The 25,727-nt window shown below is 72.0% G+C and carries 26 protein-coding genes; 2 read left to right on the plus strand and 24 right to left on the minus strand.

Going from position 1 to position 25,727, the window contains the following annotated elements; translation table 11 throughout:
• Positions 1-2 precede the first annotated feature (2 nt).
• The 12 genes from ssb to RB150_00855 form a co-directional block, all read right to left on the minus strand.
• A complete protein-coding gene (gene ssb, locus RB150_00800; GenBank protein MDQ7819080.1) occupies positions 3-395 on the minus strand; it encodes a single-stranded DNA-binding protein in 393 nt (130 codons plus the stop codon).
• Positions 396-401: 6 nt separating this feature from the next.
• Positions 402-743 (minus strand): 30S ribosomal protein S6, encoded by a 342-nt coding sequence (rpsF, locus tag RB150_00805; protein ID MDQ7819081.1) that lies wholly within the window; start codon positions 741-743, stop codon positions 402-404.
• Between the two features lie 122 nt (positions 744-865).
• A complete protein-coding gene (gene ychF / locus RB150_00810) occupies positions 866-1,957 on the minus strand; it encodes a redox-regulated ATPase YchF (GenBank protein MDQ7819082.1) in 1,092 nt (363 codons plus the stop codon).
• 46 nt (positions 1,958-2,003) lie between these two features.
• Complete coding sequence (locus RB150_00815) at positions 2,004-5,213, minus strand: GAF domain-containing protein (GenBank protein ID MDQ7819083.1); 3,210 nt, start codon at positions 5,211-5,213, stop codon at positions 2,004-2,006.
• A gap of 33 nt (positions 5,214-5,246) precedes the next feature.
• Positions 5,247-5,483, minus strand: a complete 237-nt coding sequence (locus tag RB150_00820) for a DUF951 domain-containing protein (GenBank protein MDQ7819084.1) — start codon at positions 5,481-5,483, stop codon at positions 5,247-5,249.
• Positions 5,484-5,518: 35 nt separating this feature from the next.
• Positions 5,519-7,015, minus strand: coding sequence for a fused MFS/spermidine synthase (locus tag RB150_00825; GenBank protein MDQ7819085.1), 1,497 nt, complete (start codon positions 7,013-7,015; stop codon positions 5,519-5,521).
• Positions 7,016-7,067: 52 nt separating this feature from the next.
• On the minus strand, positions 7,068-9,695 hold the full coding sequence (clpB, locus tag RB150_00830) for an ATP-dependent chaperone ClpB (GenBank protein ID MDQ7819086.1): 2,628 nt from the start codon (positions 9,693-9,695) through the stop codon (positions 7,068-7,070).
• Between the two features lie 15 nt (positions 9,696-9,710).
• Positions 9,711-10,667 carry a DnaJ C-terminal domain-containing protein gene (locus tag RB150_00835; GenBank protein MDQ7819087.1) on the minus strand — a complete coding sequence of 319 codons (957 nt, stop codon included), beginning with the start codon at positions 10,665-10,667 and terminating at the stop codon, positions 9,711-9,713.
• A 20-nt stretch (positions 10,668-10,687) separates the two neighbouring features.
• Positions 10,688-11,266, minus strand: coding sequence for a nucleotide exchange factor GrpE (locus RB150_00840; protein MDQ7819088.1), 579 nt, complete (start codon positions 11,264-11,266; stop codon positions 10,688-10,690).
• 15 nt (positions 11,267-11,281) lie between these two features.
• Entirely contained in the window at positions 11,282-13,186 is a 1,905-nt protein-coding gene (gene dnaK / locus RB150_00845) for a molecular chaperone DnaK (GenBank protein MDQ7819089.1), read from the minus strand.
• Positions 13,187-13,227: 41 nt separating this feature from the next.
• The gene (locus RB150_00850; GenBank protein ID MDQ7819090.1) at positions 13,228-13,668 is read right to left on the minus strand and encodes an Hsp20/alpha crystallin family protein; all 441 of its coding nucleotides are present in this window, start codon (positions 13,666-13,668) and stop codon (positions 13,228-13,230) included.
• Positions 13,665-13,991, minus strand: a complete 327-nt coding sequence (locus tag RB150_00855; protein ID MDQ7819091.1) for a MerR family transcriptional regulator — start codon at positions 13,989-13,991, stop codon at positions 13,665-13,667. The genes RB150_00850 and RB150_00855 overlap by 4 nt, the downstream gene beginning before the upstream one ends.
• Before the next feature lie 176 nt (positions 13,992-14,167).
• On the opposite strand from RB150_00855, the gene trxB reads away from it, so the two are divergent.
• The gene (trxB, locus tag RB150_00860; GenBank protein MDQ7819092.1) at positions 14,168-15,085 is read left to right on the plus strand and encodes a thioredoxin-disulfide reductase; all 918 of its coding nucleotides are present in this window, start codon (positions 14,168-14,170) and stop codon (positions 15,083-15,085) included.
• A 62-nt stretch (positions 15,086-15,147) separates the two neighbouring features.
• Here the strand turns inward: trxB and trxA are convergent, their stop codons facing one another.
• From trxA to RB150_00875, 3 genes are all read right to left on the minus strand, one after another.
• Entirely contained in the window at positions 15,148-15,486 is a 339-nt protein-coding gene (gene trxA / locus RB150_00865) for a thioredoxin (protein MDQ7819093.1), read from the minus strand.
• A 146-nt stretch (positions 15,487-15,632) separates the two neighbouring features.
• Positions 15,633-16,625 carry an inorganic phosphate transporter gene (locus tag RB150_00870; GenBank protein MDQ7819094.1) on the minus strand — a complete coding sequence of 331 codons (993 nt, stop codon included), beginning with the start codon at positions 16,623-16,625 and terminating at the stop codon, positions 15,633-15,635.
• Entirely contained in the window at positions 16,622-17,236 is a 615-nt protein-coding gene (locus RB150_00875) for a DUF47 family protein (GenBank protein MDQ7819095.1), read from the minus strand. Before RB150_00875 ends, RB150_00870 begins: the two co-directional genes overlap by 4 nt.
• Before the next feature lie 122 nt (positions 17,237-17,358).
• Between RB150_00875 and RB150_00880 the strand changes: the two genes are divergently transcribed.
• Positions 17,359-18,480 carry a site-2 protease family protein gene (locus RB150_00880; protein ID MDQ7819096.1) on the plus strand — a complete coding sequence of 374 codons (1,122 nt, stop codon included), beginning with the start codon at positions 17,359-17,361 and terminating at the stop codon, positions 18,478-18,480.
• Between the two features lie 6 nt (positions 18,481-18,486).
• Here the strand turns inward: RB150_00880 and RB150_00885 are convergent, their stop codons facing one another.
• The 9 genes from RB150_00885 to gcvT form a co-directional block, all read right to left on the minus strand.
• Positions 18,487-18,999, minus strand: a complete 513-nt coding sequence (locus tag RB150_00885) for a tetratricopeptide repeat protein (protein MDQ7819097.1) — start codon at positions 18,997-18,999, stop codon at positions 18,487-18,489.
• A 45-nt stretch (positions 19,000-19,044) separates the two neighbouring features.
• Positions 19,045-19,494, minus strand: coding sequence for a reverse transcriptase-like protein (locus tag RB150_00890; protein MDQ7819098.1), 450 nt, complete (start codon positions 19,492-19,494; stop codon positions 19,045-19,047).
• Positions 19,491-19,688, minus strand: a complete 198-nt coding sequence (locus RB150_00895; protein MDQ7819099.1) for a hypothetical protein — start codon at positions 19,686-19,688, stop codon at positions 19,491-19,493. The genes RB150_00890 and RB150_00895 overlap by 4 nt, the downstream gene beginning before the upstream one ends.
• Complete coding sequence (lexA, locus tag RB150_00900) at positions 19,685-20,314, minus strand: transcriptional repressor LexA (protein MDQ7819100.1); 630 nt, start codon at positions 20,312-20,314, stop codon at positions 19,685-19,687. Before lexA ends, RB150_00895 begins: the two co-directional genes overlap by 4 nt.
• A gap of 105 nt (positions 20,315-20,419) precedes the next feature.
• Positions 20,420-21,346, minus strand: coding sequence for a threonine/serine dehydratase (locus RB150_00905; protein MDQ7819101.1), 927 nt, complete (start codon positions 21,344-21,346; stop codon positions 20,420-20,422).
• Positions 21,343-22,854: an aminomethyl-transferring glycine dehydrogenase subunit GcvPB gene (gene gcvPB / locus RB150_00910; protein MDQ7819102.1), complete on the minus strand. Its 1,512-nt coding sequence runs from the start codon at positions 22,852-22,854 to the stop codon at positions 21,343-21,345. The genes RB150_00905 and gcvPB overlap by 4 nt, the downstream gene beginning before the upstream one ends.
• Positions 22,851-24,209, minus strand: coding sequence for an aminomethyl-transferring glycine dehydrogenase subunit GcvPA (gcvPA, locus tag RB150_00915; GenBank protein ID MDQ7819103.1), 1,359 nt, complete (start codon positions 24,207-24,209; stop codon positions 22,851-22,853). The genes gcvPB and gcvPA overlap by 4 nt, the downstream gene beginning before the upstream one ends.
• A 15-nt stretch (positions 24,210-24,224) precedes the next feature.
• Positions 24,225-24,605 (minus strand): glycine cleavage system protein GcvH, encoded by a 381-nt coding sequence (gcvH, locus tag RB150_00920; GenBank protein ID MDQ7819104.1) that lies wholly within the window; start codon positions 24,603-24,605, stop codon positions 24,225-24,227.
• Positions 24,606-24,627: 22 nt separating this feature from the next.
• Positions 24,628-25,725, minus strand: a complete 1,098-nt coding sequence (gene gcvT, locus RB150_00925; GenBank protein MDQ7819105.1) for a glycine cleavage system aminomethyltransferase GcvT — start codon at positions 25,723-25,725, stop codon at positions 24,628-24,630.
• Positions 25,726-25,727 lie beyond the last annotated feature (2 nt).

The following is a 25,727-nucleotide window of genomic DNA, read 5'->3' on the forward strand; positions in this document are numbered from 1 at the left end:
CTCTAGAATGGGACGTCGTCGTCGCCCTCGGCGGCAGGAGGCTCCGCCTCCGTCGCCACCGCCTCCGCCCCGGGAGCCTTGCGGTCCAGGAAGCGCACGGCGTCGGCCACCACCTCGGCGACCTTGCGCTTCTGCCCGTCCTGAGTCTCGTAAGACCGGATCTGCAGGCGACCCTCCACCGCCACCAGCCGCCCCTTGCTGAGGTGCTGGCTCACCTGCTCGGCCAGCCGCCGCCAGGCCACCACGTCGATGAAGTCGGTGCCGCGCTCGCCCTGCTGGTTGACGAACGGCCGGTCCACGGCCAGGGTGAAGCTGGCCACCGGCTGCCCGCTGGGGACGTAGCGCAGCTCCGGGTCACGGGTCAGCCGACCGATGAGAATGATGCGGTTGTACACGCCTGCCTACGCCTCCGCCGGCTGGGCGGCCCGCGCGCCCGCCGCAGCCGCCTCGGGGACCTTGCCCACCGCGGCGGTGACCATGGCGCGCAGCACGTCCTCGGTCAGCGCGACCGCCCGCTTGATCTCGGCCACCTTCTGCGGGTCCAGGGAGAAGCGGACGTGCACGTACACGCCCTCCCGGTACCGGCGGATGGGGTACGCCATCTTGCGCTTGCCCCAGACGTCGGTGGCCTCCACCTGCCCGCCGTGCTCCTGGATCCGCTGGGCGATGCGGTCCATCACCGCCCGCTGCGCATCCGGCTCCAGGTCTGGCCGGATGATGTACACGAGGTCATAACTCTTCACGCCGCTCCTCCGGGAAGGCGCCCCCGCCGGTGCAGGGGCTGTCTGAGCCAACCGATTATAGCACCCGCCCGGCGGGCGGGGGAATAGCCGCCCCGGCAGGGGACGCTGCGCGGGCCTCGCCGTCAGACCGCAAACCGGAACAGGATCACGTCCCCGTCGCGCACCACGTAGGACCGGCCTTCCAGGCGCACCAGACCCCGCTCCCGCGCCGCCGGCAGAGACCCGGCGGCCACCAGTTCGTCCCAGCCCACCACCTCGGCGCGGATGAACCCCCGCTCCATGTCGGAGTGGATGCGCCCGGCCGCCTGCGGCGCGGTGGTCCCCGCCGGCACCGGCCAGGCCCGGACCTCGTGGGAGGCGGTGGTGAAGAACGTCACCAGCCCCAGCAGGCGGTAGGCCACCCGGACGAGCTGCTGGAGGCCCGGCTCCGTGACCCCGTACGCCGCCAGGACCTGCGCGGCCTCGTCGGCGGCCAGGGCGGCCGCCTCCATCTCCAGCCGCGCCGACAGGACCACCACCGGAGCCTCCTGCTCCTGGGCGTACCGCCGCACGGGGTCCGCGCTGGGAGCGTCGGGCAGGTCGTCGTCGGCCACGTTGGCCACATACACCACCGGCTTGGCGGTGAGCAGCCGCAGCGGCCGCAGGACCTCGTCCCGGCGGGGGTCGGGAGGCAGCCGCCGGATCGGCACGCCCCGCTGAAGGGCGTCCCGCACCTGCTCCAGCACCTCCGCGGCCGCACCCGCCGCCGGATCGCGCAGGCGCGCACGCGACCGCACCCTCTCCCACTCCCGCTCCACGGTGGCGAGGTCGGCCAGGGCCAGCTCCAGGTCCACGACCTCCAGGTCCCGCCGGGGATCCGGCGCGCCGTCCACGTGGGGGACGTCGGGGGCGGCAAAGCACCGCACCACGTGGGCCAGAGCGTCCACGTCGCGGATGTGGGCCAGGAACTGGTTGCCCAGACCCTCGCCACGGTGCGCGCCCCGCACCAGGCCCGCGATGTCCACCACCTCCACGGTGGCCGGCACCACCCGCGCGGGGCGCGTGACGGCCGCGATGGCTTCCAGCCGCGGGTCGGGCACCGGCACCACGCCGCGGTGGGGCTCGACGGTGGTGAACGGGTAGGGGGCCACGGCGACGGCGGCCCGCGTGAGGGCCACAAAGAGGCTGGACTTGCCGGCGTTGGGCAGGCCCACCAGACCCACCGACAGGCCCATGGTCAGGGTGAGGGCATCCGCGGCCGGACGTCCGCCCGGGCCACCCTCAGCCGCGCACCTGCCCGGCCGCGGGTCGGACCACGTGCACCCGGTTGCCTCCCGAGCGCTTGGCGCTGTACTGGGCGCGGTCCACGGCGTCCACCAGGCTGTCCACGGTGGCGCCGTCCTCGGGGCTGGCCGCCACCCCCACGCTGAGGGTCACCGGCGCAGGGGTCGTCCCGCCCAGCAGGAAGGGATAGGCCTCCACGGCCCGGCGCAGCCGCTCGGCGATCTCGGCCGCGGCCTCCTTGGTGGTGTTGGGCAGGACGATCATGAACTCGTCGCCGCCGTAGCGGGCCACGATGTCCCCGGCCCGGCTGCCCCGGCGCAGCAGGTCCGCCACCACCCGCAGGACTTCGTCGCCGCGCTGGTGGCCGTAGGTGTCGTTGTAGCGCTTGAAGCTGTCGATCTCCAGCATGATCACCGCCAGGGGCTGGCCGTCCCGGCGGCAGCGCTCCAGGGTGCGCTCCAGGGTCTCGTGCAGGTAGCGGTGGTTGTACAGTTCGGTGAGGCCGTCGGTGATGGCCAGGTGCTTGGTGCGCTCGAACAGGCGCGCGTTCTCGATGGCGATGGTGGCGTAGCCCGCCAGGGCCGTGAGCACCCGCAGGTCCCTCTCGCCGAACGCCCCCCGGCGGGGGCTTTCCACGTTGAAGACGCCGATGACCCGCCCCTCGCTGATCAGCGGCACGGCAATCTCGCTGCGCACCTGGTCGTTGACCCCGATGTACCGCGGGTCCCTGCGCACGTCGGCCACGATCTCGGGCTTGCCGGTGCGGGCCACCCACCCGGTGACTCCCTTGCCGGCCGGGATCCGGTAGCCGCGGGTGCCCGGCGCGTAGCCGTAGATGGCCTCCACCACCAGGTCGCCGCTGCGGTCGTCCAGCAGCAGGAGCGCCCCCTGCTCGTATCCGAAGGCCTGGCAGGTGACCTGCACCAGGCTGTTGAGGACTGCGTCCAGCTCCAGGCTGGCGCTGGTGGCCTTGGCGGCTTCATAGAGGACCGTGATCTCGTCCCGGGCCCGCCGGGCTTCCTCGAACAGGGTCGCGTTGCGCAGCAGGATCCCCAGCTGGCCGGCCAGGGACTGCAGCAGGTCCACGTCGGCCTCGGTGAGGGCCTGGGCGGCGTCGGCCTCCACGTCCAGCACCCCCAGGACCCGCCCCTCCGCCTCGATGGGCACCGCCAGCTCGCTGCGCACGGCGGGGTCGGCCATGATGTAGTCCCGGTCGCGGGTGACGTCGGGCACCAGGACCGGTCGGCCGGTGCGGGCCGCCCGGCCCACAATCCCCTTGGTGATGTGGATCTTCTCGTGCACGTCGGGGTAGCCCACCTGGGCCTGCAGGATCAGGTACTCTCCGTCCAGCCGGTGGATGCTCACCCGCGAGTACCCGAAGGCCTGGGCCACCTCCTGCACGATCCGGCGGAACATGTCCGGCAGGTCCAGGGTGCCGGTCACCGTGGACAGGATGCGGTTGGTCAGGTCCACCTCGGCGGCCCGCCGCTCGGCCTGCTGCAGCAGGGCGATGTTCCTGACCGCGATGGCCGCCTGGTCGGCCAGGGCCTGGGCCAAACGCAGGTCCTCGGCGCTGTAGGGACGCACCCGGTTGTGGTACAGGGCCAGGACCCCCAGAAGGTCCCCCCGGTGCAGCAGCGGCAGGAAGGCCAGAGTCTTGATGGACCGCGACACCTCCTCCAGGGCCGACAGGCCGTCGCCCAGGATCTGCTCGCGGACGGCCCGCAGCCGGGGATCGGCGTCGGCGTCGAGGACCACCGTGGGCTCCCGGACGCTCAGGGGCAGGCCGCTCACCGGCCCCCGGGCGCGGGCGGCGCCGCGCAGGGCCGCCACGTACTCGGCGGGCAGGCCGTGGGCGTGGATGTCCACGAGACCGCTCTGCTCGTTGCCCAGGAAGACGGCGCACCGGTCGGCGTCCAGGACCTGTCGGGCGCCGTCCATGATGGCCGCCACCACGTCGGCGAAGGTCCGGCTGGCCGCCACCGCGTTGGCGACCCGCTGGAGGGTGGTCAGGCGGTCGAGGCTGCGCCGGGTGGCTTCGAACAGCCGGGCGTTGTCGATGGCGGTGGCGACCTGCGCGGCGATGGTCTCCAGCAGCCGGGCGTCGCCCCCGGTGTAGGCTCCCGGGGCGTCGCTGTGCACCGCCAGCAGGCCCACCGCCTGGTCCCCCCGCAGGACCGGCACCACCAGGGTGGAGAGCGGCCGCCCGCGCGGGCGGTCTCCGGGCAGCAGATCGGGCGCGTCGGCCGCCCCGGCGGACGCCGAGAGCAGTCGGGGGACGGCACCCGTCAGCAGGTCCCGGACCTGCGGCGTCAGCGGCACCATCCGGGGCGGCACCCGGCGCCCGCCGTCCACCACAAACTCGTAGGACAGGGCCGACCGCTCGTGGTCGTAGAGGGCCACGCAGAAGGCGTCGGCGGGCATCACGGCGGCCACGGCCTCGTACATCGAGCGGTACAGCTGCTCCAGGTCCAGGGTGACCGACGCCCGCCCGATGCGCTCGACCACCTCCAGCTCCCGGCGAGCCTGCTCCCGCGCGGTGTGGAGCATCAGGATGTAGCCCGTCAGCAGCAGGGGGACCGTGAGGACCACCGCGCTCACCGGCAGGGCGTGCCCGTAGATGAGGGCCAGGACCAGCCCCAGGGTGGCGAAGGCCAGGTTGTTGACCGCCTCCCACGCCACGTTGACCCCGAACACCTCCAGGAAGGCCACGCGGCGGGCGCGGCTCACCATCAGGCTGACCCCCGCGCTGCTGACCAGGATGTGGGCGGCCACGGCCGCGAAGAAGGCGCCGAAGAAAATCGGGTCCGCCCGCCCGGCGTACAGGGGACCGGGCGGCCATCCCACCCGGGGATCCAGGGCGGTGAAGGTGGCGCCGGACGCCAGCACCGCCAGGATCGACAGGCCGCTGATGAAGGCGGCGGTAGACAGCGGGCGGCGGTGCAGCACCCCGGTCCCCACGATCGCCCCCACAGCCATGGTGAGGGCTGCCGGCGCGGGGCCCAGGATCAGCAGGGCGGCGGCGGATACCGCCAGCCCGGCGGACTGGTACCCGCCGCGGGGCAGGGGCACCAGCAGCCACTCGGTGGCCACGGCCAGCAGTGCGAACGCGGCCAGCAGTTCCGGGGCCGGCAGCGGGCTGAACCGCAGCAGGCTCACCAGCGCCGCCCATCCGGCCAGTGCCACGGCCCAGGCGTAGAGATTCATGTCATCCGACCCTGTGCCCCGCCCGCCCCGGGCTTACTCTCCGCCGGGGTCGGAGGAACGCTCGTCCCCGGCCTCTGCCTGGGGCCGGCTGATGAACCTGCGGATGCGCCGCTCCAGCCGGGCGCGCTCCATCAGCACGTAGCGCCCGCATCCCTGGCAGCGGATGCCCACGTCGGCCCCCAGACGCTCGATGGTCCAGCGGTCGCTCCCGCAGGGGTGGGCCTTGCGGGTCTGGATCACGTCGCCGATGTAGAGCTTGAGAACAGGCATCTCCGGTCCGCCGGCAGGCGGGTCTTCCCCCTTCCCTACCGTACCAGGGTTTCCACCGGCGCGTAGTCGTCGGTGAGGACGGGGACGTCGTCCACACGGATCGGCCCCCGGTACAGGTCTCCCACCGCCTCCTCCCACCCGTCCACCGTCACACCGGGATCCGCGCGGGCCCGGGCGGCCCGGTCGCGCAGGTCCGCCGGACCGAGCCGCGGGCGGTCGGTGGCCACCAGGATGATGTTGCGCAGGGCTTCCCGGATGTCGAACCGGTCCCACTCCACGGGGAACACGTACACGGTCGGGAAGACCTCGGCCAGGGTCCGGTAGACCGCCCGGAACAGTCCGCTGCGGGGGCCATCCAGCGCCCCGATGACGTTGCTGGCCAGGACGCCTCCGGGCCGCAGGCGCGCCCGGGCCAATGCGAAGAACTCACGGGTGGCGAGGTGGAAGGGGATGGTGTCGATCAGGTAGGCGTCCAGCAGGATGATGTCATAGCGCTCTGCGGAGCGGGCCACGAACAGCCGGCCGTCCTGGGCCAGCAGGCGCAGCCGGCCCCCGGCAGGCACGGCAAAGTAGCGGCGGGCCACCTGGATCACGGCGGGGTCGATCTCCACCACGTCGATGGTCATCCCCGGGTAGTCCTCGTAGTAGCGGGTGGGCACCGTACCGCCGCCCAGCCCGACCATCAGGACCCGGCGGGCATGGGGCGCGAACAGCACCGGCAGGTGCATGTAGTCGGCGTACGGGAACACCGTCCGCCGCGGGTTGCTCAGGTCCAGACCGCTCTGCCAGTAGTTGTCCAGCTTCAGGTAGCGGATGCCCCCCTCGTCGGTCACGGTGATGCGGTGGTAGACCGTGTCCTGGAGGTACTGCAGCCCCGCCGGCGCGGGCGCCGGACCGCGCACGGCCGGCACCCCCAGCAGCACCGCCGCCGCCAGGGCCGCTGATCCTGCCGCCACCACCCGGCGGGCCGCCAGCCAGATGGCCACGCCCAGCGCCAGCAGAACACCCCCCAGCCCGTGGACGATGGCGGGAACGGTCCACAGGTGCAGCACCACGAACGAGGCCAGCAGGCTGCCGGCGATGCTGCCGGCGGTGGAGACGGCGTACAGGGCGCCGGCCACTCCTCCCAGCGTGGCGGCGTCGCGCGCCCGCAGGCGGACGGCATACGGCGATGCCATCCCCATCACCACGCCCGGCGGGCCGAACAGGACCAGGCAGGCCACCAGGGGCCCTGCCCGCGGCCCGAGGTCTGCGGCCTCCACTGCATCCAGCACCCCCGGCGCCAGCAGGGGGATGGGGAAGACCAGGGCGCCCGCGGCGAACATGACCGCCGCAAAACCGGTGGTGGTGGGCCAGCGGTCCGCCACCCGCCCCCCCAGGGCGTACCCTGCGGCAAGGGCGGCCAGGAACGTCCCGATCAGGCTGCCCCAGACGTAGATGGAGTTGCCGAAGGTGGGGGCCACGATCCGGCTGGCCAGGATCTCCAGGGCCAGCAGGACCGCGCCGCTGGTCAGGACGCTCAGGGCGAGAATGGGGACCCTCCTCTGGGGGCTGCGCCCGGCCCTCCCCGCGGGGCCGCGCCGGTCACGACGCCGCCGCCGCCACGGGCTCCCGCACCGTGATCTGCAGCCCGCCGTCGGCGTAGTCCACCACGGCCGTCTGGCCAGCGCGCAGCTGGCTGGCCAGGACCAGGCGGGCCAGAGGGTTCTCCACCTCGCGCTGGATCACCCGGCGCAGCGGCCGCGCGCCGAAGTCGGGGTTGTAGCCCTCCCGGGCCAGGTAGTCGCGGGCCGCGTCGGTGACCTCCAGGGTGATGTGCTGGTCCCGCAGCCGGGCGGCCAGGTCGCGCAGCTGCAGGTCCACGATCTGCCGGATGTGCTCGCTGGTCAGCGGCCGGAAGACCAGAACCTCGTCCACGCGGTTGAGGAACTCGGGGCGGAAGGTCCGCCGCACCTCGTCCAGGACCTGCACCCGGGCCATCTCGAACTGGGCCGCGTCGGCCGGGTTCAGATGCTGCAGGTACCGGCTGCCCAGGTTGCTGGTCATGATGATCACGGTGTTCTTGAAGTCCACCGTCCGCCCGTGGCCATCGGTCAGCCGCCCGTCGTCCAGGATCTGCAGGAGCAGGTTGAACACATCGGTGTGGGCCTTCTCCATCTCGTCGAACAGCACCACCCGGTACGGCCGCCGCCGCACCGCCTCGGTGAGCTGGCCGCCCTCCTCGTACCCCACGTATCCCGGGGGCGCCCCGATGAGCCGGCTGACGGTGTGCCGCTCCTGGTACTCGGACATGTCCAGGCGGATCAGGGCGTCCTCGTCGTCGAACAGCTGAGCCGCCAGGGCCCGCGCCAGCTCCGTCTTGCCGACGCCGGTGGGCCCCAGGAAGAGGAACGACCCGATGGGCCGTCGGGGGTCTTTGAGGCCGGCGCGGGCGCGGCGGATGGCGTCGCTGACGGCGCGCACCGCCTCGTCCTGGTCCACGATCCTCTCGTGCAGCCGCTGCTCCATCTCCAGGAGCTTGCGCATCTCCCCCTCCAGCAGCCGGGTGACGGGAATGCCGGTCCACCGGCTCACCACCTCGGCCACGTCCTCGGCGCCCACCTCCTCCTTCAGCAGCCGCTGGGCGGTCGGGATCTGGGCCAGGGCCGCCTCCTGGGCCGCCAGCTGGCGCTGCAGTTCGGGCAGCACGCCATAGCGCAGGCGGGCGGCGGTTTCCAGGTCGGCCCGCCGCTCGGCGTCCTCGATCTGGTGCCGGGTCTGCTCGATCTGCTCCTTGATCTGCCGCACCGCGGCGATGAGCTTCTTTTCCTGCTCCCACTGTTGGCGCAGGCCGTCGCTGCGCTCCCGCAGGCCGGCGATCTCCCGCTCCAGCTGTTCCACCCGCTGCCGGCTGGCCGGGTCGTCCTCCCGGCGCAGGGCCTCGCGCTCGATCTCCAGCTGCATGATCCGCCGGTCGATCTCGTCCAGTTCGGTGGGCTTGCTGTCGATCTCCATCCGCAGGCGCGCGGCGGCCTCGTCGATGAGGTCGATGGCCTTGTCGGGCAGGAAGCGGCCGCTGATGTAGCGGTCCGACAGGGTGGCGGCGGCGATGACGGCGGCATCGGTGATGCGCACGCCGTGGTGGACCTCGTAGCGCTCCTTCAGCCCCCGCAGGATGGAGATGGTCTCCTCCACCGAGGGCTCGCCGACGTACACCGGCTGGAAGCGGCGCTCCAGCGCCGCGTCCTTCTCGATGTGGGTGCGGTACTCGTCCAGGGTGGTGGCGCCGATGGTCCGCAGCTCGCCGCGGGCCAGCATGGGCTTGAGCATGTTGGAGGCGTCGATGGCGCCCTCGGCCGCCCCGGCCCCCACCACCGTGTGCAGCTCGTCGATGAACAGGATGATCTGGCCCTGACTGTCGCTGACCTCGCGCAGCACGGCCTTCAGGCGCTCCTCAAACTCTCCCCGGTACCTGGCTCCCGCCACCAGGGCCCCCATGTCCAGCTGCACGACGCGCTTGTTCTTCAGGCCCTCGGGCACGTCGCCGCGGACAATGCGCTGGGCCAGCCCCTCCACGATGGCCGTCTTGCCCACGCCCGGATCGCCGATGAGCACGGGGTTGTTCTTGGTGCGACGCGACAGGACGTGGATGACCCGCCGGATCTCGTCGTCGCGGCCGATGACCGGGTCGAGCTTGCCCGCCGCCGCCAGCGCCGTGAGGTCCCGGCCGTAACGCTCCAGGGCCTGATAGGTGCCCTCGGGGTGAGGGGTGGTCACCCGCGCCCGGCCCCGGATCTCCTGCACGGCCCGGTACAGGCCGCCCAGGCTCACGCCGGCCTCCTCCAGGAGCCGCGCGGCGCCGCCGTCCCGCACCCGGGCCAGGCCCAGCAGCAGGTGCTCGGTGCTCACGTAGTCGTCCCGCATGCGGGTGGCCTCGTCCTGGGCCACCTCCAGGGCCTGGCGCAGCCGCGGGCTGATGAGCAGGCCTTCGGCCGGCGGGCCGCTGACCCGGGGCTGGCGCTCCAGTTCGGCGCGCAGGCGCCCGCGCAGGGCCGCCACGTTCACGCCGGCCCGGGCCAGGACCTGGGGGACGATCCCGTCGGCCTGCTCCACCAGGGCCAGCAGCAGGTGCTCGGTGTCCATCTGCGGGTGCTGGTGGGTGCGCCAGATCTCCTGGGCGCTCAGCACGGCTTCCTGCGCCTTCTCGGTGAACCGGTCAAACCGCACGGCCATGGCCACCCCTCCCGCCTAGCGGCACCCCATCGCCGCTCGCGGGTTGTCCCGGCGCAGCCGGGCCAGCTCCTCGTACAGCTGTCGCTCCCGCGGCGTGAGGTCCGTCGGCAGCACCACCTTCACCCGCACCAGCTGGTCGCCACGCCCGCCCTCGCGGCGGGGCATACCCAGGCCGCGCAGGCGGAACGTCTGCCCGTTCTGGGTGCCCGGCGGCAGGACCATCTCCACCTTGCCGTCCAGGGTGGGGACCTCGATGCGGGCGCCCAGGACCGCCTCCGACGGCGTCACGGGCACCTCGACCAGGATGTGATCATCCTGACGCACGAACAGCGGGTGGGACTGGACCTGCACCACCAGGTACACATCCTGCCCGTCCAGCGCCCCGGGGAGCCGGATCCGCTGGCCGTCCCGCACCCCGGGCGGGATGGAGACATCGAACCGGCGCGAGGTGCCATTCAGGTGCACCACCACCGACTTGCGGGTGCCGGCGAACGCCTCCTCCAGGGTGATGGACACGGCCGCGGTGGGCTCCGCTGGCGCGGCGGCACCCTCCTGCACGCCGACCCGCCGGCGGCCGGGCCTGCCCGGCCGCCGGGACCCCAGGAAGTCGGCGCCGAAGAACCGCGCGAAAAAGTCGGAGAAGCCCATCCCGGCCAGCAGGTCCTCCAGGTCCAGGCCCTCCCCGAAGGTGACCGTCCAGCCGCCGGGAGCGCCCGGCGCGCCGAACAGCTGCTGCCAGTCCACTCCCCCGCGGCGGTAGGCGTCGTACATCTGGTCGTAGCGGGCGCGCCGTTCGGGATCGCCCAGCACCTGGTAGGCCTCGTTGATCTCCTTGAACTTCTCCTCGGCCTCCCGGGTCTTGTTGATGTCGGGGTGGTACCGGCGGGCCAGGCGGCGGAAGGCGGCCGCGATGGTCTTCTGATCGGCGTGGCGATCCACGCCCAGGATCTGGTAGTAGTCCTTGAACTCCATCCCCGCCACCGCCTCCGCCGTCAGCTCCCGGCCACCCGGACCCGCGCCGGCCGCAGCACCTCACCGTTCAGCAGGTAGCCCCGCTGCACTTCCTCCACCACGGTGCCGGGAGCCACACCGTGCTTGTCGGGCGACACCACATCCACCGCCTCGTGGTAGCGCGGATCGAAGGGCTGCCCCCGGGCGTCCATCGGCCGGACCCCCATGTTGGCCAGCAGGTCCAGGACCTGCCGGTGGGCCAGCCGGATGCCCTCCAGGATCGCCGCCCCGTCGCTGCCGGCGTGGTCCAGCGCCCGCTCGAGAGTGTCCACCACGGCCAGGATCACCGCCAGCATCGCGTGCCGGGTCCGCTGGATGGCATCCTCCCGCTGGCGCGCGGCCTGCTTCTTGTAGTTTTCCAGGTCGGCCGCCGCGTGCAGGAACTGCTGCCAGTTACGCTCCGCCTCCAGCCGCAGCCGGTCGACCTCCGCGCGCAGTTCGGCGATCAGCTCCTCCGGCGTGCGGGTCTCGGCCGGAGCGGAGGAGGGGACCACACCCTCGCCGGAGGTTCCCTCCGCACTCCCGGCACCCGGACCGGCCTGCTGCCGCGTCTCCTCCATGACTCTCCCCAGGCCTCAGCGGTCGTCCGCCTTCTTGTAGTCGGCGTCGATCACGTCCTCGCCCGGCTTCCCGGTGGGGCCGTCCGGCCCCGGCCGCCCCGCCCCGCCGCTGGCCGCCGCCCGGGCGTACATGGCCTCGGTGAGCTTGAAGCTGGCCTGCTGCAGGTCCTCGATGGCCTTGCGGATGCGGGCCACATCGTCGGTGGCCAGGGCGTCCTTGAGGTCCTTCAGCCGGGCCTCCACCTGCTGCCGCTCGGCAGCGGAGATCTTGTCGCCCACCTCCCGGAGCATGCGCTCGGTCTGGTAGACGAGGGAGTCGCCCCGGTTGCGGGTCTCGGCGATCTCCCGCTTGCGGCGGTCCTCGTCGGCGTACCGCTCGGCCTCCTTGATCATCCGCTCCACCTCCTCCCGGGAGAGGGTGGAGGTGCCGGTGATCTTGATGGACTGCTCCCGCCCGGTGGCCGTGTCCTTGGCGGTGACGCTGAGGATGCCGTTGGCATCGATGTCAAAGGTCACCTCGATCTTGGGCACGCCTCGGGGGGCGGGGGGAATCCCGTCCAGGATGAAGCGCCCCAGGGTGCGGTTGTCCCGGGCCATGGGGCGCTCGCCCTGCAGCACGTGGATCTCCACCTGGGTCTGGCCGTCGGCGGCGGTGGTGAAGATCTCGCTCTTGCGGGTGGGGATGGTGGTGTTGCGGGGGATGAGCACGGTCATCACCCCGCCCAGGGTCTCCACGCCCAGGGACAGGGGCGTGACATCCAGCAGGACCACCTCCCGCACCGTCCCGGCCAGCACGCCCGCCTGGATGGCGGCCCCCACCGCCACCACCTCGTCGGGGTGGACCTCCTTGTTGGGCTCCTTGCCCGTCAGCCGCCGCACCAGCTCCTGGATCATGGGCATGCGGGTGGAACCGCCCACCAGGATGACCTCGTCCAGGTCCTTCTCGGTCATCTTGGCGTCGGCCAGGGCCTGCTTGAACGGGCCGATGCACCGCTCCACCAGGTCGGCCGTCAGCTCCTCAAACTTGGCGCGGGTCAGCACGTAGTCCAGGTGCTTGGGCCCGGTGGCGTCGGCGGTGATGAACGGCAGGTTGATGGTGGTCTGGGTGACCGTGGACAGCTCGATCTTGGCCCGCTCGGCGGCCTCCCGCAGCCGCTGGAGGGCCTGGCGGTCCTGGCGCAGGTCGATGCCGTGCTCGCGCTTGAACTGGTCCGCCAGCCAGTTGACGATCCGCTCGTCCCAGTCGTCCCCGCCCAGGTGGGTGTCCCCCGAGGTGGCCTTGACCTCGAACACCCCCTCCCCGATCTCCAGGATGGAGACGTCGAACGTCCCCCCGCCCAGGTCGAAGACCAGGACGGTCTCGGCGCCCTTTTTGTCCAGGCCGTAGGCCAGGCAGGACGCGGTCGGCTCGTTGATGATGCGCAGGACCTTCAGGCCGGCGATCTCGCCCGCGTGCTTGGTCGCGGTGCGCTGGGCATCGTTGAAGTACGCCGGCACCGTGATGACCGCCTCGGTGATGGTGTCCCCCAGGTAGGCCTCGGCGTCGGCCTTGAGCTTCTGCAGGATCATGGCGGAGATCTCTTCGGGGGTGAAGGTCCTGCCGGCCGCGGGCAGGTGGACCACCGCCATCCCGTTGGGCCCCTCCTCCACCTTGTAGGGGACCATCTTGCGCTCGGTCTCCACCTCCGAGTAGCGGCGGCCCATGAAGCGCTTGATGGAGTACACGGTGTTCTCGGGGTTGAGGATGGCCTGGCGCTTGGCCATCTGGCCCACCAGCCGCTCGCCGGTCTTGGTGAACGCCACCACCGACGGCGTGAGCCGGCTGCCCTCGGCGTTGGGAATCACCTGCGGCTCGCCGCCGATCACGCAGGCGATCACCGAGTTGGTCGTCCCCAGGTCAATACCCACCACCTTGCCCATGGCTGCCCCTCCTGTCGGCGCCACCCTCCTCCTCGGGCTGGCTACTCCACCACTTCCACCTTGACCGCGCGGGGCCGCGCCCGCTCGCTCTTGGGCACCCGGATCTCCAGGATGCCGTTGCGGTAGGAGGCACGGGCCTTGTCGCCCTGCACCTCTGCGGGCAGGGGAAGGGTGCGCAGGAAGGAGCCGTAGCGCAGCTCCCGCCGGTAGTAGTTGCGCCCCCGCTCCTCCTGCTCGGCCCGCGCTTCACCCTTGATGGTCAGGGTGTCCTCGGTCACGGTGACGTCCACGTTCTTGGGATCCACCCCCGGCAGCTCGGCCCGCACCACCACCTCGGTGTCGGTCTCGTACACCTCCACCGCCGGCTGCCACGCGCTCACCGGCGCCCGCGGGCGACGGCTGAAGAACTCCTCGAACAGCTTGTCCATGGACTCCCGCAGCGACGCCAGGTCGTCGAAGGGGTCCCACCGGATCAGGCTCATGGCAGTCGCCTCCTCCTCCACGCGCGTTCCACCACCCAGGAGATGGCGTCCCGGGTCCGCCGGTAGTCCATCCGCTCGGACATCTCCAGCAGCAGGCGCACCCCGGCCAGATTCAGGCCCACCTCCCGGGTCAGGTAGCGGATCACCCGCACCCGCTCCAGGTCCCGCTCCGAGTACAGGCGCTGGTGGTTGCGCCGCGCCGGCTGCAGGAGCCCTTTCTCCTCGTAGATGCGCAGCGTCCGCGGGTGCAGGCCCGTCAGGTCGGCCGCCACGCTGATGACATACACCGGGATGTCGTCGCGCCGTCCTCGCACCCGGGCCATCTCCAGCCCCCCACCGTACTGCCTGGAAACATCTTTGTCAAGATCCTTGACAATGGCATTGTCAAGGTATCTCGCCGCCAGGAAGCCCGCCGGCCGCCGCCGAAAGCACCCACCGCGCCGGCCCCGCGGAATGGCGCCGCCGGGCGCCGGCGTTCTCCCGCACAGGTGAGGTGTCTATGCGCAACGTGATCATCCTGGGATCCGGCCCGGCCGGCCTGACGGCCGCCATCTACACCACCCGGGCGGGCCTCCAGCCGCTGGTCTTCGAGGGGGCCGAAGCCGGCGGCCAGCTGATGCTGACCACCGAGGTGGAAAACTTCCCCGGCTTCGCCGAGCCGATCCAGGGCCCCGAGCTCATCGCCAACATGCGCCGGCAGGCCGAGCGGGTGGGAGCCGAGTTCCTGCCCGAAGACGCTGTCGCCGTGGACCTGACCACCCGGCCGTTCCGGGTGACCTCCCAGTCGGGGGACACCTACGAGACCCGGGCCCTGATCATCGCCACCGGCGCCCGGGCCAAGCTCCTGGGGCTGCCCGGGGAGCACCGGCTGATGGGCCGCGGGGTGAGCACCTGCGCCACCTGCGACGGCTTCTTCTTCCGGGACAGGGACGTGATGGTGGTGGGCGGCGGCGACACCGCCATGGAGGAGGCCCTGTACCTGGCCAAACTGGCCCGCTCGGTCACGGTGGTGCACCGCCGGGACCGGTTGCGGGCCAGCCAGATCCTGCAGCGGCGGGCCAGGGAGAACCCCAAGATCCGCTTCCTGTGGAACACGGTGGTGGTGGACATCCTGGGCGACAGCAAGGTGACCGGGGTGCGGCTGCAGGACGTCAGCACGGGCCAGGTGGTCGAGCGCCCCACCGATGGCGTCTTCGTGGCCATCGGCCACCGCCCCAACACCGACCTGTTCCGGGGGCAGGTGGCGATGGACGAGCAGGGGTACATCATCCGCACGGTGCGGTCCCAGACCAGCGTGGAGGGCGTCTTCGTGGCCGGCGACGCGCACGACCACACCTACCGGCAGGCCATCACCGCCGCCGGCTACGGATGCGAGGCCGCCATCGACGCCGAGCGGTGGCTGGCCCAGCAGGGGTAGGCGGGGGAGCGGGATCCGGGACCAGCTTATCCGGGCCCTGATCCCCGGCCAGCGCGGGCGGGTCAGCCGACGGCGGCTCCCAGAACCTTTTCCAGCCTCTTTTTCAGTTCGGCCTTGGGCATGTAGCCCACCACCCGGTCCACCATCTCCCCGCCCTTGAACACGCCCAGGGTGGGGATGCTCATGATGCCGTAGCGGTGGGCGAGGTGGGGATTGCTGTCCACGTCCACCTTGACCACCTTGACCCGCCCCGCGTACTCACTGGCCAGGTCCTCGACGATGGGCGCGATCATCCGGCACGGGGCGCACCACTCTGCCCAGAAGTCCACCACCACCGGCAGATCCGACCGCAGGACCTGCGCATCAAAGTCCCGCTCGCTCACGTGCACGACGTTTCCCATTGACATCCTCCTGTGGGCGCCTGCACCCTCACCGGCGTGAACGCCTCCCCGCCCTCGGGGTCTTCCCGGCGGCGACCGCCCCGCATCATACCACACCCGCCGCCCCGCACCCACCCGCCCCGAAGGGACCCCGCCCGGGGGCGGGCCTACAGGGCGGCGCGCAGGACCCAGGTCACCACGGCGGCGAGAAGGGCGCAGACGGGAAAGGTGAGCACCCAGGCGGTGACGATCTCCGCTCCCACACCCCACCGGACCGCCGACAGCCTGCGGGTGGCACCCACCCCCATGATGGCGGTGTTGATGGTGTGCGTGGTGCTGAGGGGAATCCCCAGACGGCTGGCCAGCTCGATGGCGCTGGCGGCGGCCGTCTCCGCCGCGAACCCCTGGTAGGGCTCCAGCTTGGTCAGGCGCAGCCCCATGGTGTGCACGATGCGCCACCCGCCCAGGGCCGTGCCGATCCCCATGGTCAGGGCGCACACCAGGACGACCCACACCGGGATGCGGAACTCGGGCAGGACGCCGCCCAGGACCAGCGCCAGGGTGAAGACGCCCATGAACTTCTGGCCGTCGTTGCTGCCGTGGCTGAAGGCCATGAACCCCGCCGACAGCACCTGCAGTCGGCCGAACAGCCGCCGCACCGATCCCAGGGGCATCCGGCGGAATCCCCAGGTGATGGCCACCATCAGGACAAACCCGCCGCCGAATCCCAGGAAGGTGGAGAAGGCCAGCCCCAGCAGCACCTTCTGCCACCCCTCCCACAGCAGGACCCGCGGGCCGGCGGTGGCCAGCCCGGCCCCCGCCAGGGAGGCCACCAGGGCGTGGCTCTCGCTGGTGGGCAGGCCCCGGGTCCAGGCCAGGGTGCTCCACACCACGATGGCCACCATGGCGGCGGCGATGGTGACCGTGTCGATGACGGCGGCGTCCACAATCCCCCGGCCGATGGTGGCGGCCACCGCCTGTCCGCTCAGGACCCCCAGCACGTTCAGGACGCTGGCCACCACCAGCGCCTGGCCGGGGGTCAGGACCCGGGTGCTGACCACGGTGGCGATGGCGTTGGGGGCGTCGGTCCACCCGTTGACAAACTCCGCCGCCAGCACCAGGAGCAGGACGGGGATGAGGCCGGCGGGCAGGGGGGTCACAGGTTCTTGGTGTGGATGCTCTCGATCACGTTGGCCACGTCCTCGGCCTGATCGGTGGCCTGCTCCAGCGTCTCGTAGATCTCCTTCCACTTGATGACCGTGATGGGGTCGGGGGCGTCGGCGAACAGCCGGGCGATGGCGTCCCGCTGCACGTGGTCGGCCAGGTTTTCAAGCCGGTTGATCTCCTGCACCGGGCCGACGGCCCGGTCGGGCCGCCGGAGGTGGCGGATCGCCTCCGCGATGGCCTCGCACTGGCTGACGATGATGTGGGCCAGCTCCCGGGCTTCCGGGGTGGAGTGGGGGATGCGGTAGACCGCCAGCCGGGCCGAGGTGGCCTCGATCCAGTCCAGGACGTTGTCCAGCTGCTTGATGAGGGCGAAGATGTCCTCCCGGTCCAGCGGCGTCACGAACGTGCGGTTGAGGCGGTCGATGACGGCGTGAGCGATGGAGTCGCCCCGGTCCTCCAGCGCCTTGATGGCTTCCGCGCGGCGGTCCACATCGCGGTAGTCGTCCAGCAGATCGCGCAGCGCCCGCGCGGCCTCGAGGATCACCTGGGCCGCCTGGTTGAGCAGGTCGAAGAACGTTTCTTCCCGGGGCAGCACTCTCACCATCGGATCCCTCCCACAGGGGTCTAAGCAGTACCGGTTCGCCGCCGGCGGCCGGGTTCCCCACCCGCCCCCGGCGTCGCGGCGGGGAACGGGCGACGCCTGGGCGAAGTATTCTGTATCCATCCATGCGCGGCGCCGTGCGGCTGGGCCGGGTTGTCGGGATCCCTGTGGGCGTGCACTACACGTGGTTCATCGCCCTGTGGGTCCTGACGTGGTCCCTGGCCCGCACCTATTTCCCCACCCGCGCCCCCGGCCTGCCCCCCGACACGTACTGGGCGATGGGACTCCTGGCTGCCGTGCTGCTGTTCGGCTCGGTGGTGGCCCACGAGGTGGGGCACGCCCTGATGGCCCGCCGCTACGGCATCCGCACCCGCAGCATCGTGCTGTTCCTGTTCGGGGGCGTCGCCCACATCGTCCGCGAGCCGCCCACCCCGTCGGCCGAACTGGCGGTGGCGCTGGCGGGCCCCGCGACCAGCCTCGGGGTGGCCGCCCTGGCCGCGGCGGGCCGGTGGGCGGCGGCGGACACCGCCCTGGGCGCCCTGGCCGGATACCTGGCGTGGGCCAACACGGGCCTGGCGGTCTTCAACATGATCCCGGGATTCCCCCTGGACGGCGGGCGGGCGCTGCGGGCGCTGATCTGGAGCGTGACCGGCGACCTCACCCACGCCACCCGCGTTGCCTCCCGCGCCGGACAGGGGGTGGCGGTGGCGTTCATCGCTGCCGGAATCCTGCTGGCCTTCACCGGCAACGTGGTGGGGGGACTGTGGTTGTTGCTCCTGGGATGGTTCCTGGACGCGGGAGCCCAGGCCGGGTACCAGCAGGTCCTGCTGCGCCAGGCCCTGGGCGACGTCCGCGTGGCAGACGTGATGAGCCGCGCCCTCCACACCGTGGACCCCTCCCTGACGCTGGACGAGCTGATCTCGGAGTACTTCCTTCCCCTCAAGCACGGAGGGTTTCCGGTGGTGTGGGGGGACCGCCTGCTGGGGATCGTCACCCTGCAGGATGTCAAGGAGATCCCCCGGGAGCGGCGGGCCGTGACCACCGTGCGGGACGTGATGACGCCGCTGCACCGGCTGCGCACGGTCCGCCCGGGGGCGTCCGCCTACGAGGCCTTCGAGCGCATGACCCAGGACGGCATCGGCCGCGTGCTGGTGGTGGACGACGACGGCACCCTGGTGGGGATCCTCACCCGCAGCGACCTGCTGCACCTCCTGCGCCTGCGGGAGGAACTGGGGGAGATCCCCTGACCGGCGTCACCGCAACAGCACGCCCGCCACGATGGCCGCGACGGCCACCACCGCCGGCAGGCAGCCCGGGCGGGTCGGACCGGCGGAAGGTGCGGGGCGGCGCAGGGAGAGGCGGTGGGCGATCTTGAAATGCCGCACCGCCTCGTCCAGCTGTCCCAGGTGGCGGTACAGCGCCCCCAGGTTCTGGTGAGCCACCCAGTAGTTCGGATCCAGCTCCACGGCCCGCCGATAGGCAGCCAGGGCCTGGTCGGTCATTCCTTTTTCGCGATAGACGTTGCCCAGGTTGTTGTAGGCCGGCGCGTAGGCAGGCTGGAGCGCCACGGCGCGGGTCAGCGCGTCCAGGGCCTCGTCCAGGCGGCCCTGCTGGGCCAGCGCGGCGCCCAGTTTGCTGAGGGCCACCGCCGAGTCGGGAGCCAGGCCCAGGATGCGGGTGAACACGGCCTCGGCCGCCGCGAAGTCGCCGGCCTGCATCAGCCGGTCGCCCTCGGCCAGCAGGCGGGTGATGTCGGTGTGCTCCATCCAGGGGTCCCGCCCTGAAGGTTCCACCGTGGGCGGGCCCGTCCTTCAGCGGGCGACGAGCCGCCACAGCGGGAGGGACTCCGCCTCGTCCTCCCCGTCGGACGCCTCCTCCCCCTCGAGCGCCCGCCGGGCCGCCTCCAGCGCCGCCGCGCTGGGCGTCTCCAGCCGGCGCACCTCCCGGCGGCGATACGCGTTGAGCAGAGCCCGGGCCTGGAGGTACAGGCCGATGAGCGCGGGGGGGATGTCGCGGCGGCCGCACAGCTGGCCGGTCAGGTCGGCGTCGTCCACCGACAGGCGGACCGCCCGGACGCCCATCCGTCGGGCCCGCAGGAGGGCCGCGAGGATCGCCCGGTACAGCGCTTCCTGGCGCGATCCGGAGGAGACGGCCCTGCCCAGCACAGCCAGAGGAGTTCCGTCGGGAGCCCGGATGACCACGCCCGCCCCCACCCGGACGCCAGCAGTCACGGCCGCCGCCTCCACCTCGGTCCAGATCACGGGGCCCAGTCGGGCACCTCCCAGAAGAGGGCCAGGGCTACCACCGCGGCCAGCAGGAGCAGTTTCACCCCCACCATCTCCCGGTCATCGGCCATCCGCGCCCGCCACGCCGCCACGCCGGCGAACACTCCCCGCACGAGCGACCGGCGGGGTCCCGGCCATCCGGCGATCTGCCCGCGGACCAGAACGCTCATCCGGTGCCTCCCGCGTACCGACGGAGCAGGCCGACCACCTTGCCGATGATCTCAAACTCGCCCCGGATCGGCGGGTAGGCGGGGTTTTCCGGCTTGAGGTACGGGCGGCCACCGTCGGCAGCCAGGCGCTTCACGGTGGCTTCCTCCCCGATCAGGGCGACGATCACGTCCCCCACCGCCGCGGTGGGCTGCGACCGCACGACGACCATGTCCCCGTCGAGGATCCCGGCGCCGGACATGCTGTCCCCCCGCACCGTGAGCAGGAAGCAGTTGTCGTCCTGCCAGCCGACCATCCGGCGGGGAACCGGAATCATCTCTTCCACGTTCTCCTGGGCCAGCACCGGGAGGCCCGCCGACACCCGACCCACCAGGGGCAGGTGGGCCACCTCCTCTCCCGACGGCAGCAGGCGCCGGTCCAGGACCTCCAGAACGCGCATGCGGTCTCCGTGGCGGCGGATGTACCCCTTGCGCTCCAGGGCCAGTAGGTGCTGGTGGACGGTCGACGGGGATCTCAGGCCCAGGGCCTGGCCGATCTCCCGCACCGAGGGCACGATGCCCCTGGTGCGGATCGAGGATGCGATGTAGTCCAGAACCTGTCGCTGCCTGTCGGTCAGGGCCGCGGTCACGGCGGACTCACCTCCGCACACATTATAGCGAACATATGTACGATTTCAAGGGGGTTCGCGAACGTAGGTGCGGTACGGATGAGGGGAAGGGCCGATTCAGGGCCCTCAGGGAGCCAGCAGGCCTCTAAGAAACTCCCTGTCGGCGTTGCCTCCGCTCACGACGGCCACCGACCTTGGGCGGGCCTCCGCCAGCGCGGCGGCCACCGAGGCCGCCCCCGAAGGCTCCGCCACGACCTTGACCTCCTCCAGCAGGCGGCGGGCTGCCGCCACGATCCGGTCATCGGAGACGGCCACGAACTCGTCCACCAGGCTGTCGGCGATCTGCCAGGTGAGCGTCCCCGGGGCCAGGACCCGCAGGCCGTCGGCGACGGTCTCGGCGCGTTCCAGGGCCACCGGACGGCCCGCCGCGCGGGACCGCCGGAACCTGTCGGCCCCCGCGGGCTCGACCCCCACCACCCGGGCGCGCGGCCGCAGGGCCTTCACCGCCACCGCGATCCCCGACAGCAGGCCTCCGCCGCTCACGGGGACGTAGACCACCTCGACGTCGGGATACTGGCGCACGATCTCCAGCCCCACGGTTCCCTGACCGGCGATGACCAGCGGGTCATCAAACGGCGGGACCTCGTGCAGCCCGCGGCTTTCGGCCAGCTCCCGGGCCAGGGCCAGGCGCTCCCGGGAGAAACGGCCCCGCCGGACCAGTTCCGCCCCCGCCGCTTGGATGGCCTGGGCCTTCACCGCCGCCACATCCTCGGGCACGACCACCACCGCGGGCAGGCCGAGCGCCCGGGCCACGTGGGCCACCGCCGTGCCGTGGTTGCCCGACGACGCGGTCACCACTCCGGCCGCGCACTCATTCCGCCGGGCGAGGACGTGGTTGAAGGCGCCCCGGACCTTGAATGACCCGGTCACCTGCAGGTTCTCCAGCTTCAGCGCCAGCCCCCCGTTCCAGGGGTGCAGGGGGGTCTGGCGCACATGCGGGGCGATGCGCGCCCGGGCGGCCTCCACGTCGGCCAGGACCACCGGCAGCGTCACGGACGATCCCGCCCCGCGCCGGGGACAGGCTCATCGCGCCGCGGCCGCCAGCGCAGGTCCGGCTGGCGCGCCGCCCGCACCTCATCCAGCCGGCGGACGGGCGTGGTGTGGGGAGCGGTCCGAACCACGTCGGGAGTGTCCCGCGCCTCCCGGGCCACGGCGATAAGGGCCTCGGCGAACTCATCCAGGGTGCGCTTGCTTTCGGTTTCGGTGGGTTCGATCATGATGGCTTCCTCAACGATCAGCGGGAAGTACACCGTCGGCGCGTGGAAGCCATAGTCCAGGATGCGCTTGGCCATATCCCTGGTGGCCACGCCATACAGCCTCTTCTGGCGCGCCCCCGACAGGACGAACTCGTGCATGCACCGGCGGGGGTAGGGGACGTCGAAGTGCTCCCGCAGCCGGGCCGCCAGGTAGTTGGCGTTGAGCACGGCGGTCTCGGCCACCTGCCGCAGGCCCGCGGCGCCCAGCGACCGGATGTAGGCATACGCCCGCACCAGGTTGGCGAAGTTCCCGTAAAACGCCCGCACCCGGCCGACGGACTGCGGGCGGTCCTCGTCCAGCACGAACCCGTCGCCGCGCCGCTCGACGGTGGGCACGGGGAGGAAGGGGACCAGGTGGGCCTTGACCCCCACGGCGCCGGCTCCGGGACCGCCACCCCCGTGGGGAGTGGAGAAGGTCTTGTGCAGGTTCATGTGCATGACGTCGAACCCCTGGTCTCCCGGCCGGGTGACGCCCAGCATGGCGTTGAAGTTCGCCCCGTCCAGGTACATCTGGCCGCCCCGGCTGTGCACCACCTCGGCGATCTCCAGGATGCGCTCCTCGAACAGGCCCAGGGTGTTGGGGTTGGTCAGCATCAGGGCCGCCACCGACTCATCCATCGCGTCCCGCAAGGCCCCCACGTCCAGATTGCCCCGGGCGTCGCTGCGCACGGTGACCACCTGGTACCCGCACATGGCCGCGGTGGCCGGGTTGGTGCCGTGGGCCGAGTCGGGCACGATGACCCGGGTGCGGGCCTCGCCCCGGGAGCGGAAGTAGGCGCGGATCATCAGCATGCCCACCAGCTCGCCGTGGGCGCCGGCCGCAGGGTGGAAGGTCACCCGGTCCATGCCGCTGATTTCGGCCAGCAGCCGCTCCAGCTCCCACATGAGGCGCAGCGCGCCCTGGACGTGCTCCGGAGGCGTGTAGGGGTGCACCCGGCAGAAACCCGGCAGCCGCGCCAGATCCTCGTGGATCTTGGGGTTGTATTTCATGGTGCACGACCCCAGCGGGTACATCCCCTCGTCAATGCTGAAGTTGCGGTGGGACAGCCGGGTGTAGTGGCGCACCACGTCCAGCTCGCTGACTTCCGGCAGGGCCGGGGGGGTCTCCCGGAGCAGGTGGGCCGGCACCCTCTCCGCCACCGGCCGCACCGGCACGTCGGGATCGGGGAGCGCGCATCCCAGGCGGCCGGGGGTACTGAGCTCGAAGATCAGGGGCATGTCCCGGCGCGGATCCCGGGCGCTCATCGGATCCCCTCCAGCGCGGCGGCCAGAGCATCGATCTCGGACCGGGTGCGCTGCTCGGTGACGCACAGCAGCCACCCGTCGGCCAGCTCCGGGTACCAGCGGCCCAGGGGCAGGCCCCCGAGGATGCGGTGGGCCAGCAGCCGGCGGTTGACCTCCTCGGGCGGCAGGGGAGTGCGCACCACGAACTCGTTGAACGTCGGGGCGGGAAACGCCACCCGGTAGCCGGGCACCCGCCCCACCACCTCGCGGGCGTAGGCCGCCTTGTGGAGGTTGAGCTCCGCCACGGCCCGCATCCCCTGCGGCCCGAGGGTGGCCATGTAGACGGCGGCCGCCAGCGCCAGCAGCGCCTCGTTGGTGCAGATGTTGCTGGTGGCCTTTTCCCTCCGGATGTGCTGCTCCCGCGTCTGCAGGGTGAGCACGAACCCGCGCCGCCCCTCGGCGTCCACGGTGGCGCCCACCAGGCGCCCGGGCATGCGGCGGACGAACTCCTGCCGCGTCGCCAGCATCCCCAGGTACGGCCCCCCGAAGTTCAGGTGATTGCCCAGGGGCTGCCCCTCTCCGGCCACGATGTCGGCCCCCCAGGCCCCCGGAGGCCGCAGCAGGCCCAGGGAGATGGGCTCCGCCACGGCGCAGACCAGCAGCGCCCCCCGTCGGTGGGCCACCTCTGCCAGGGCGGGGCCATCTTCCAGGCATCCGAAGACGTTGGGGTGCTGGATGATGACCGCCGCGGTGCGCTCGCCGCAGGCGACCGCCACCGCCTCCAGGTCCGTCACGCCATCCCGCCAGGGCACCTCCCGCACCTCGATCCCCAGGGGCTCGGTGTAGGTGCGCACGGCCTGGCGGTATTCGGGGTGCACCGCCCGGCTGATCACGACCTGGTCCCGGCGGGTCAGGTCCCGGGCCATCACCGCCGCTTCGGCGGTGGCCGACGCCCCGTCGTACATGGAGGCGTTGGCCACGTCCATGCCGGTGAGCTCGCAGAGCAGGGTCTGGTACTCGTAGGCCGCCTGGAGCTCCCCCTGCATGATCTCCGCCTGGTAAGGCGTGTACGCGGTGAGGAACTCACCCCGTCCGGCCAGATGCCACACCACGCTGGGAATGTAGTGGTCGTAGGCGCCCGCGCCCAGAAAGCACGCCACCCGGTCGGCGTGCAGGTTTTCCTCGGCGAGGGCCCGGACCGTCGCCCACAGCTCCGGATCGCTGAGGGGCGCCGGCAGGTCCAGGGGGCGCGTCAGGCGCACCGCAGGCGGAATGTCACCGAACAGGTCGTCCACCGAGGCGACCCCGATCGCCCGGAGCATCTCCTCCCGCTCGGCCTCGGTGGCGGGGATGTACTTGTGCTGACGACGCGGCATGGATCGCCTCCTCGATCAGCCCTCCTCGCCCACCAGGCGGGCGTAGTCGTCGGCGCTCAGGAGGCGGTCCAGCTCACCCGGGTCGTCGGGGACCACGACGATCATCCATCCCTCGCCGTAGGGGTCGGCGTTGACCAGCTCGGGCCGCTCCCGCAGGGCGGCGTTGACTTCGACCACCGTGCCGCTGACGGGAGCATACAGGTCGGAGGCGGCCTTGACCGACTCCACCACGCCGAAGGGCTGCATGAACGACACCCGGGTCCCGGGAGCCGGCAGCTCCACGTACACCACATCGGTGAGCCGGTCGGCGGCGTACCGGGTAATGCCCACCCGGACACGCCCCTTCTCCACCCTCGCCCACTCGTGCTCGCGGGAATACCGCAGATCCGGAGGGATGCGCTCGCGCCTGTCCAGCGGGTCACCTCCTTCGGTAAAACGGCAGCCGCGTCACCACCGCCTCGGCGCGGCGGCCCCGCACCTCCACCTCCAGGGCCGTCCCGGGCGCCGCCCACTCGACTCCCACGTAGCCCATGCCGATGCTCTTGCCCACCCACGGTCCGAACGTCCCGCTGGTCACGCTCCCCACCCGCCGCCCGCCGGCCCACAGCGGGTTTCCGTGGCGGGCAATCACCCGGTCCCGCACCTCGAATCCCACCAGGCGCCGGCGCACGCCCTGCTCCTTCTGGGCCCACAGGACCGCCCGGCCGATGAACTCCCCCTTGTCAAACTTAACCGTCCACCCCAGCGGAGCCTCCAGGGGAGTGGTGGTCTCGTCGATGTCCTGACCGTACAGCATGTAGCCGGCCTCCAGGCGCAGAGTGTCCCGCGCTCCCAACCCGGCGGGCACAAGCCCCTCCGGACGCCCGCCCTCCAGCAGCGCGGCCCACACCGCCGGCGCCTGCTCCCACGCGCAGGCGATCTCAAACCCGTCCTCGCCCGTGTAGCCGGTGCGCGACACCAGGCACATCACCCCGGCCACCTCCACGCCGTCCAGCAGGTGGAAGGACCGCAGGGATCCCACGTCGGCCCGCGTCACCCGCCCCAGCACCGCCGCCGCCCGAGGACCCTGGAGGGCCAGCAGCGCCAGCTCCGCGGACCGGTTGCGGGCGGTGGCCTGCCGGGTGTGCTCGGCGATCCACGCGAAGTCCGCATCGGTCCGGCTGGCGTTCACCACCATCAGGAAGCGGTCAATGCCCAGCCGGAACACCGTGAGGTCGTCCAGGATCCCGCCGGTGGGCGCGCACATGGGCGTGTACAGCCCCTGGCCCACCGCCAGGCGCCCGGCGTCGTTGGTGATCAGCCGCTGCACCGAGTCCAGGGCGCCGGGCCCGACGATCTCGATCTCCCCCATGTGCGACACATCGAACAGGCCCGCGGCCGTGCGCACCGCCCGGTGCTCGGCGACGATGCCGGCGTACTGCACCGGCATCTCCCATCCGGCGAATGGCCCCATGCGCGCCCCCGCAGCCACGTGGGAGGCGTACAGGCTCGTCCGCTTCAGCTCGGTGGCAGCCATGG

The organism is Armatimonadota bacterium, from assembly GCA_031081675.1.
GTDB lineage: Bacteria > Sysuimicrobiota > Sysuimicrobiia > Sysuimicrobiales > Kaftiobacteriaceae > Calidihabitans > Calidihabitans tengchongensis.

Coding starts and splice junctions, on each gene's coding strand:
- trxA (MDQ7819093.1), bottom strand. CDS start 15,486: ATGGGAAACGTCGTGCACGTGAGCGAGCGGGACTTTGATGCGCAGGTC.
- RB150_00875 (MDQ7819095.1), bottom strand. CDS start 17,236: ATGGTGAGAGTGCTGCCCCGGGAAGAAACGTTCTTCGACCTGCTCAAC.
- RB150_00840 (MDQ7819088.1), bottom strand. CDS start 11,266: ATGGAGGAGACGCGGCAGCAGGCCGGTCCGGGTGCCGGGAGTGCGGAG.
- gcvT (MDQ7819105.1), bottom strand. CDS start 25,725: ATGGCTGCCACCGAGCTGAAGCGGACGAGCCTGTACGCCTCCCACGTG.
- clpB (MDQ7819086.1), bottom strand. CDS start 9,695: ATGGCCGTGCGGTTTGACCGGTTCACCGAGAAGGCGCAGGAAGCCGTG.
- RB150_00895 (MDQ7819099.1), bottom strand. CDS start 19,688: ATGAGCGTTCTGGTCCGCGGGCAGATCGCCGGATGGCCGGGACCCCGC.
- RB150_00820 (MDQ7819084.1), bottom strand. CDS start 5,483: ATGCCTGTTCTCAAGCTCTACATCGGCGACGTGATCCAGACCCGCAAG.
- ychF (MDQ7819082.1), bottom strand. CDS start 1,957: ATGGGCCTGTCGGTGGGTCTGGTGGGCCTGCCCAACGCCGGCAAGTCC.
- RB150_00880 (MDQ7819096.1), top strand. CDS start 17,359: ATGCGCGGCGCCGTGCGGCTGGGCCGGGTTGTCGGGATCCCTGTGGGC.
- gcvPB (MDQ7819102.1), bottom strand. CDS start 22,854: ATGAGCGCCCGGGATCCGCGCCGGGACATGCCCCTGATCTTCGAGCTC.
- RB150_00855 (MDQ7819091.1), bottom strand. CDS start 13,991: ATGGCCCGGGTGCGAGGACGGCGCGACGACATCCCGGTGTATGTCATC.
- RB150_00850 (MDQ7819090.1), bottom strand. CDS start 13,668: ATGAGCCTGATCCGGTGGGACCCCTTCGACGACCTGGCGTCGCTGCGG.
- gcvPA (MDQ7819103.1), bottom strand. CDS start 24,209: ATGCCGCGTCGTCAGCACAAGTACATCCCCGCCACCGAGGCCGAGCGG.
- RB150_00835 (MDQ7819087.1), bottom strand. CDS start 10,667: ATGGAGTTCAAGGACTACTACCAGATCCTGGGCGTGGATCGCCACGCC.
- dnaK (MDQ7819089.1), bottom strand. CDS start 13,186: ATGGGCAAGGTGGTGGGTATTGACCTGGGGACGACCAACTCGGTGATC.
- RB150_00815 (MDQ7819083.1), bottom strand. CDS start 5,213: ATGAATCTCTACGCCTGGGCCGTGGCACTGGCCGGATGGGCGGCGCTG.
- RB150_00885 (MDQ7819097.1), bottom strand. CDS start 18,999: ATGGAGCACACCGACATCACCCGCCTGCTGGCCGAGGGCGACCGGCTG.
- trxB (MDQ7819092.1), top strand. CDS start 14,168: ATGCGCAACGTGATCATCCTGGGATCCGGCCCGGCCGGCCTGACGGCC.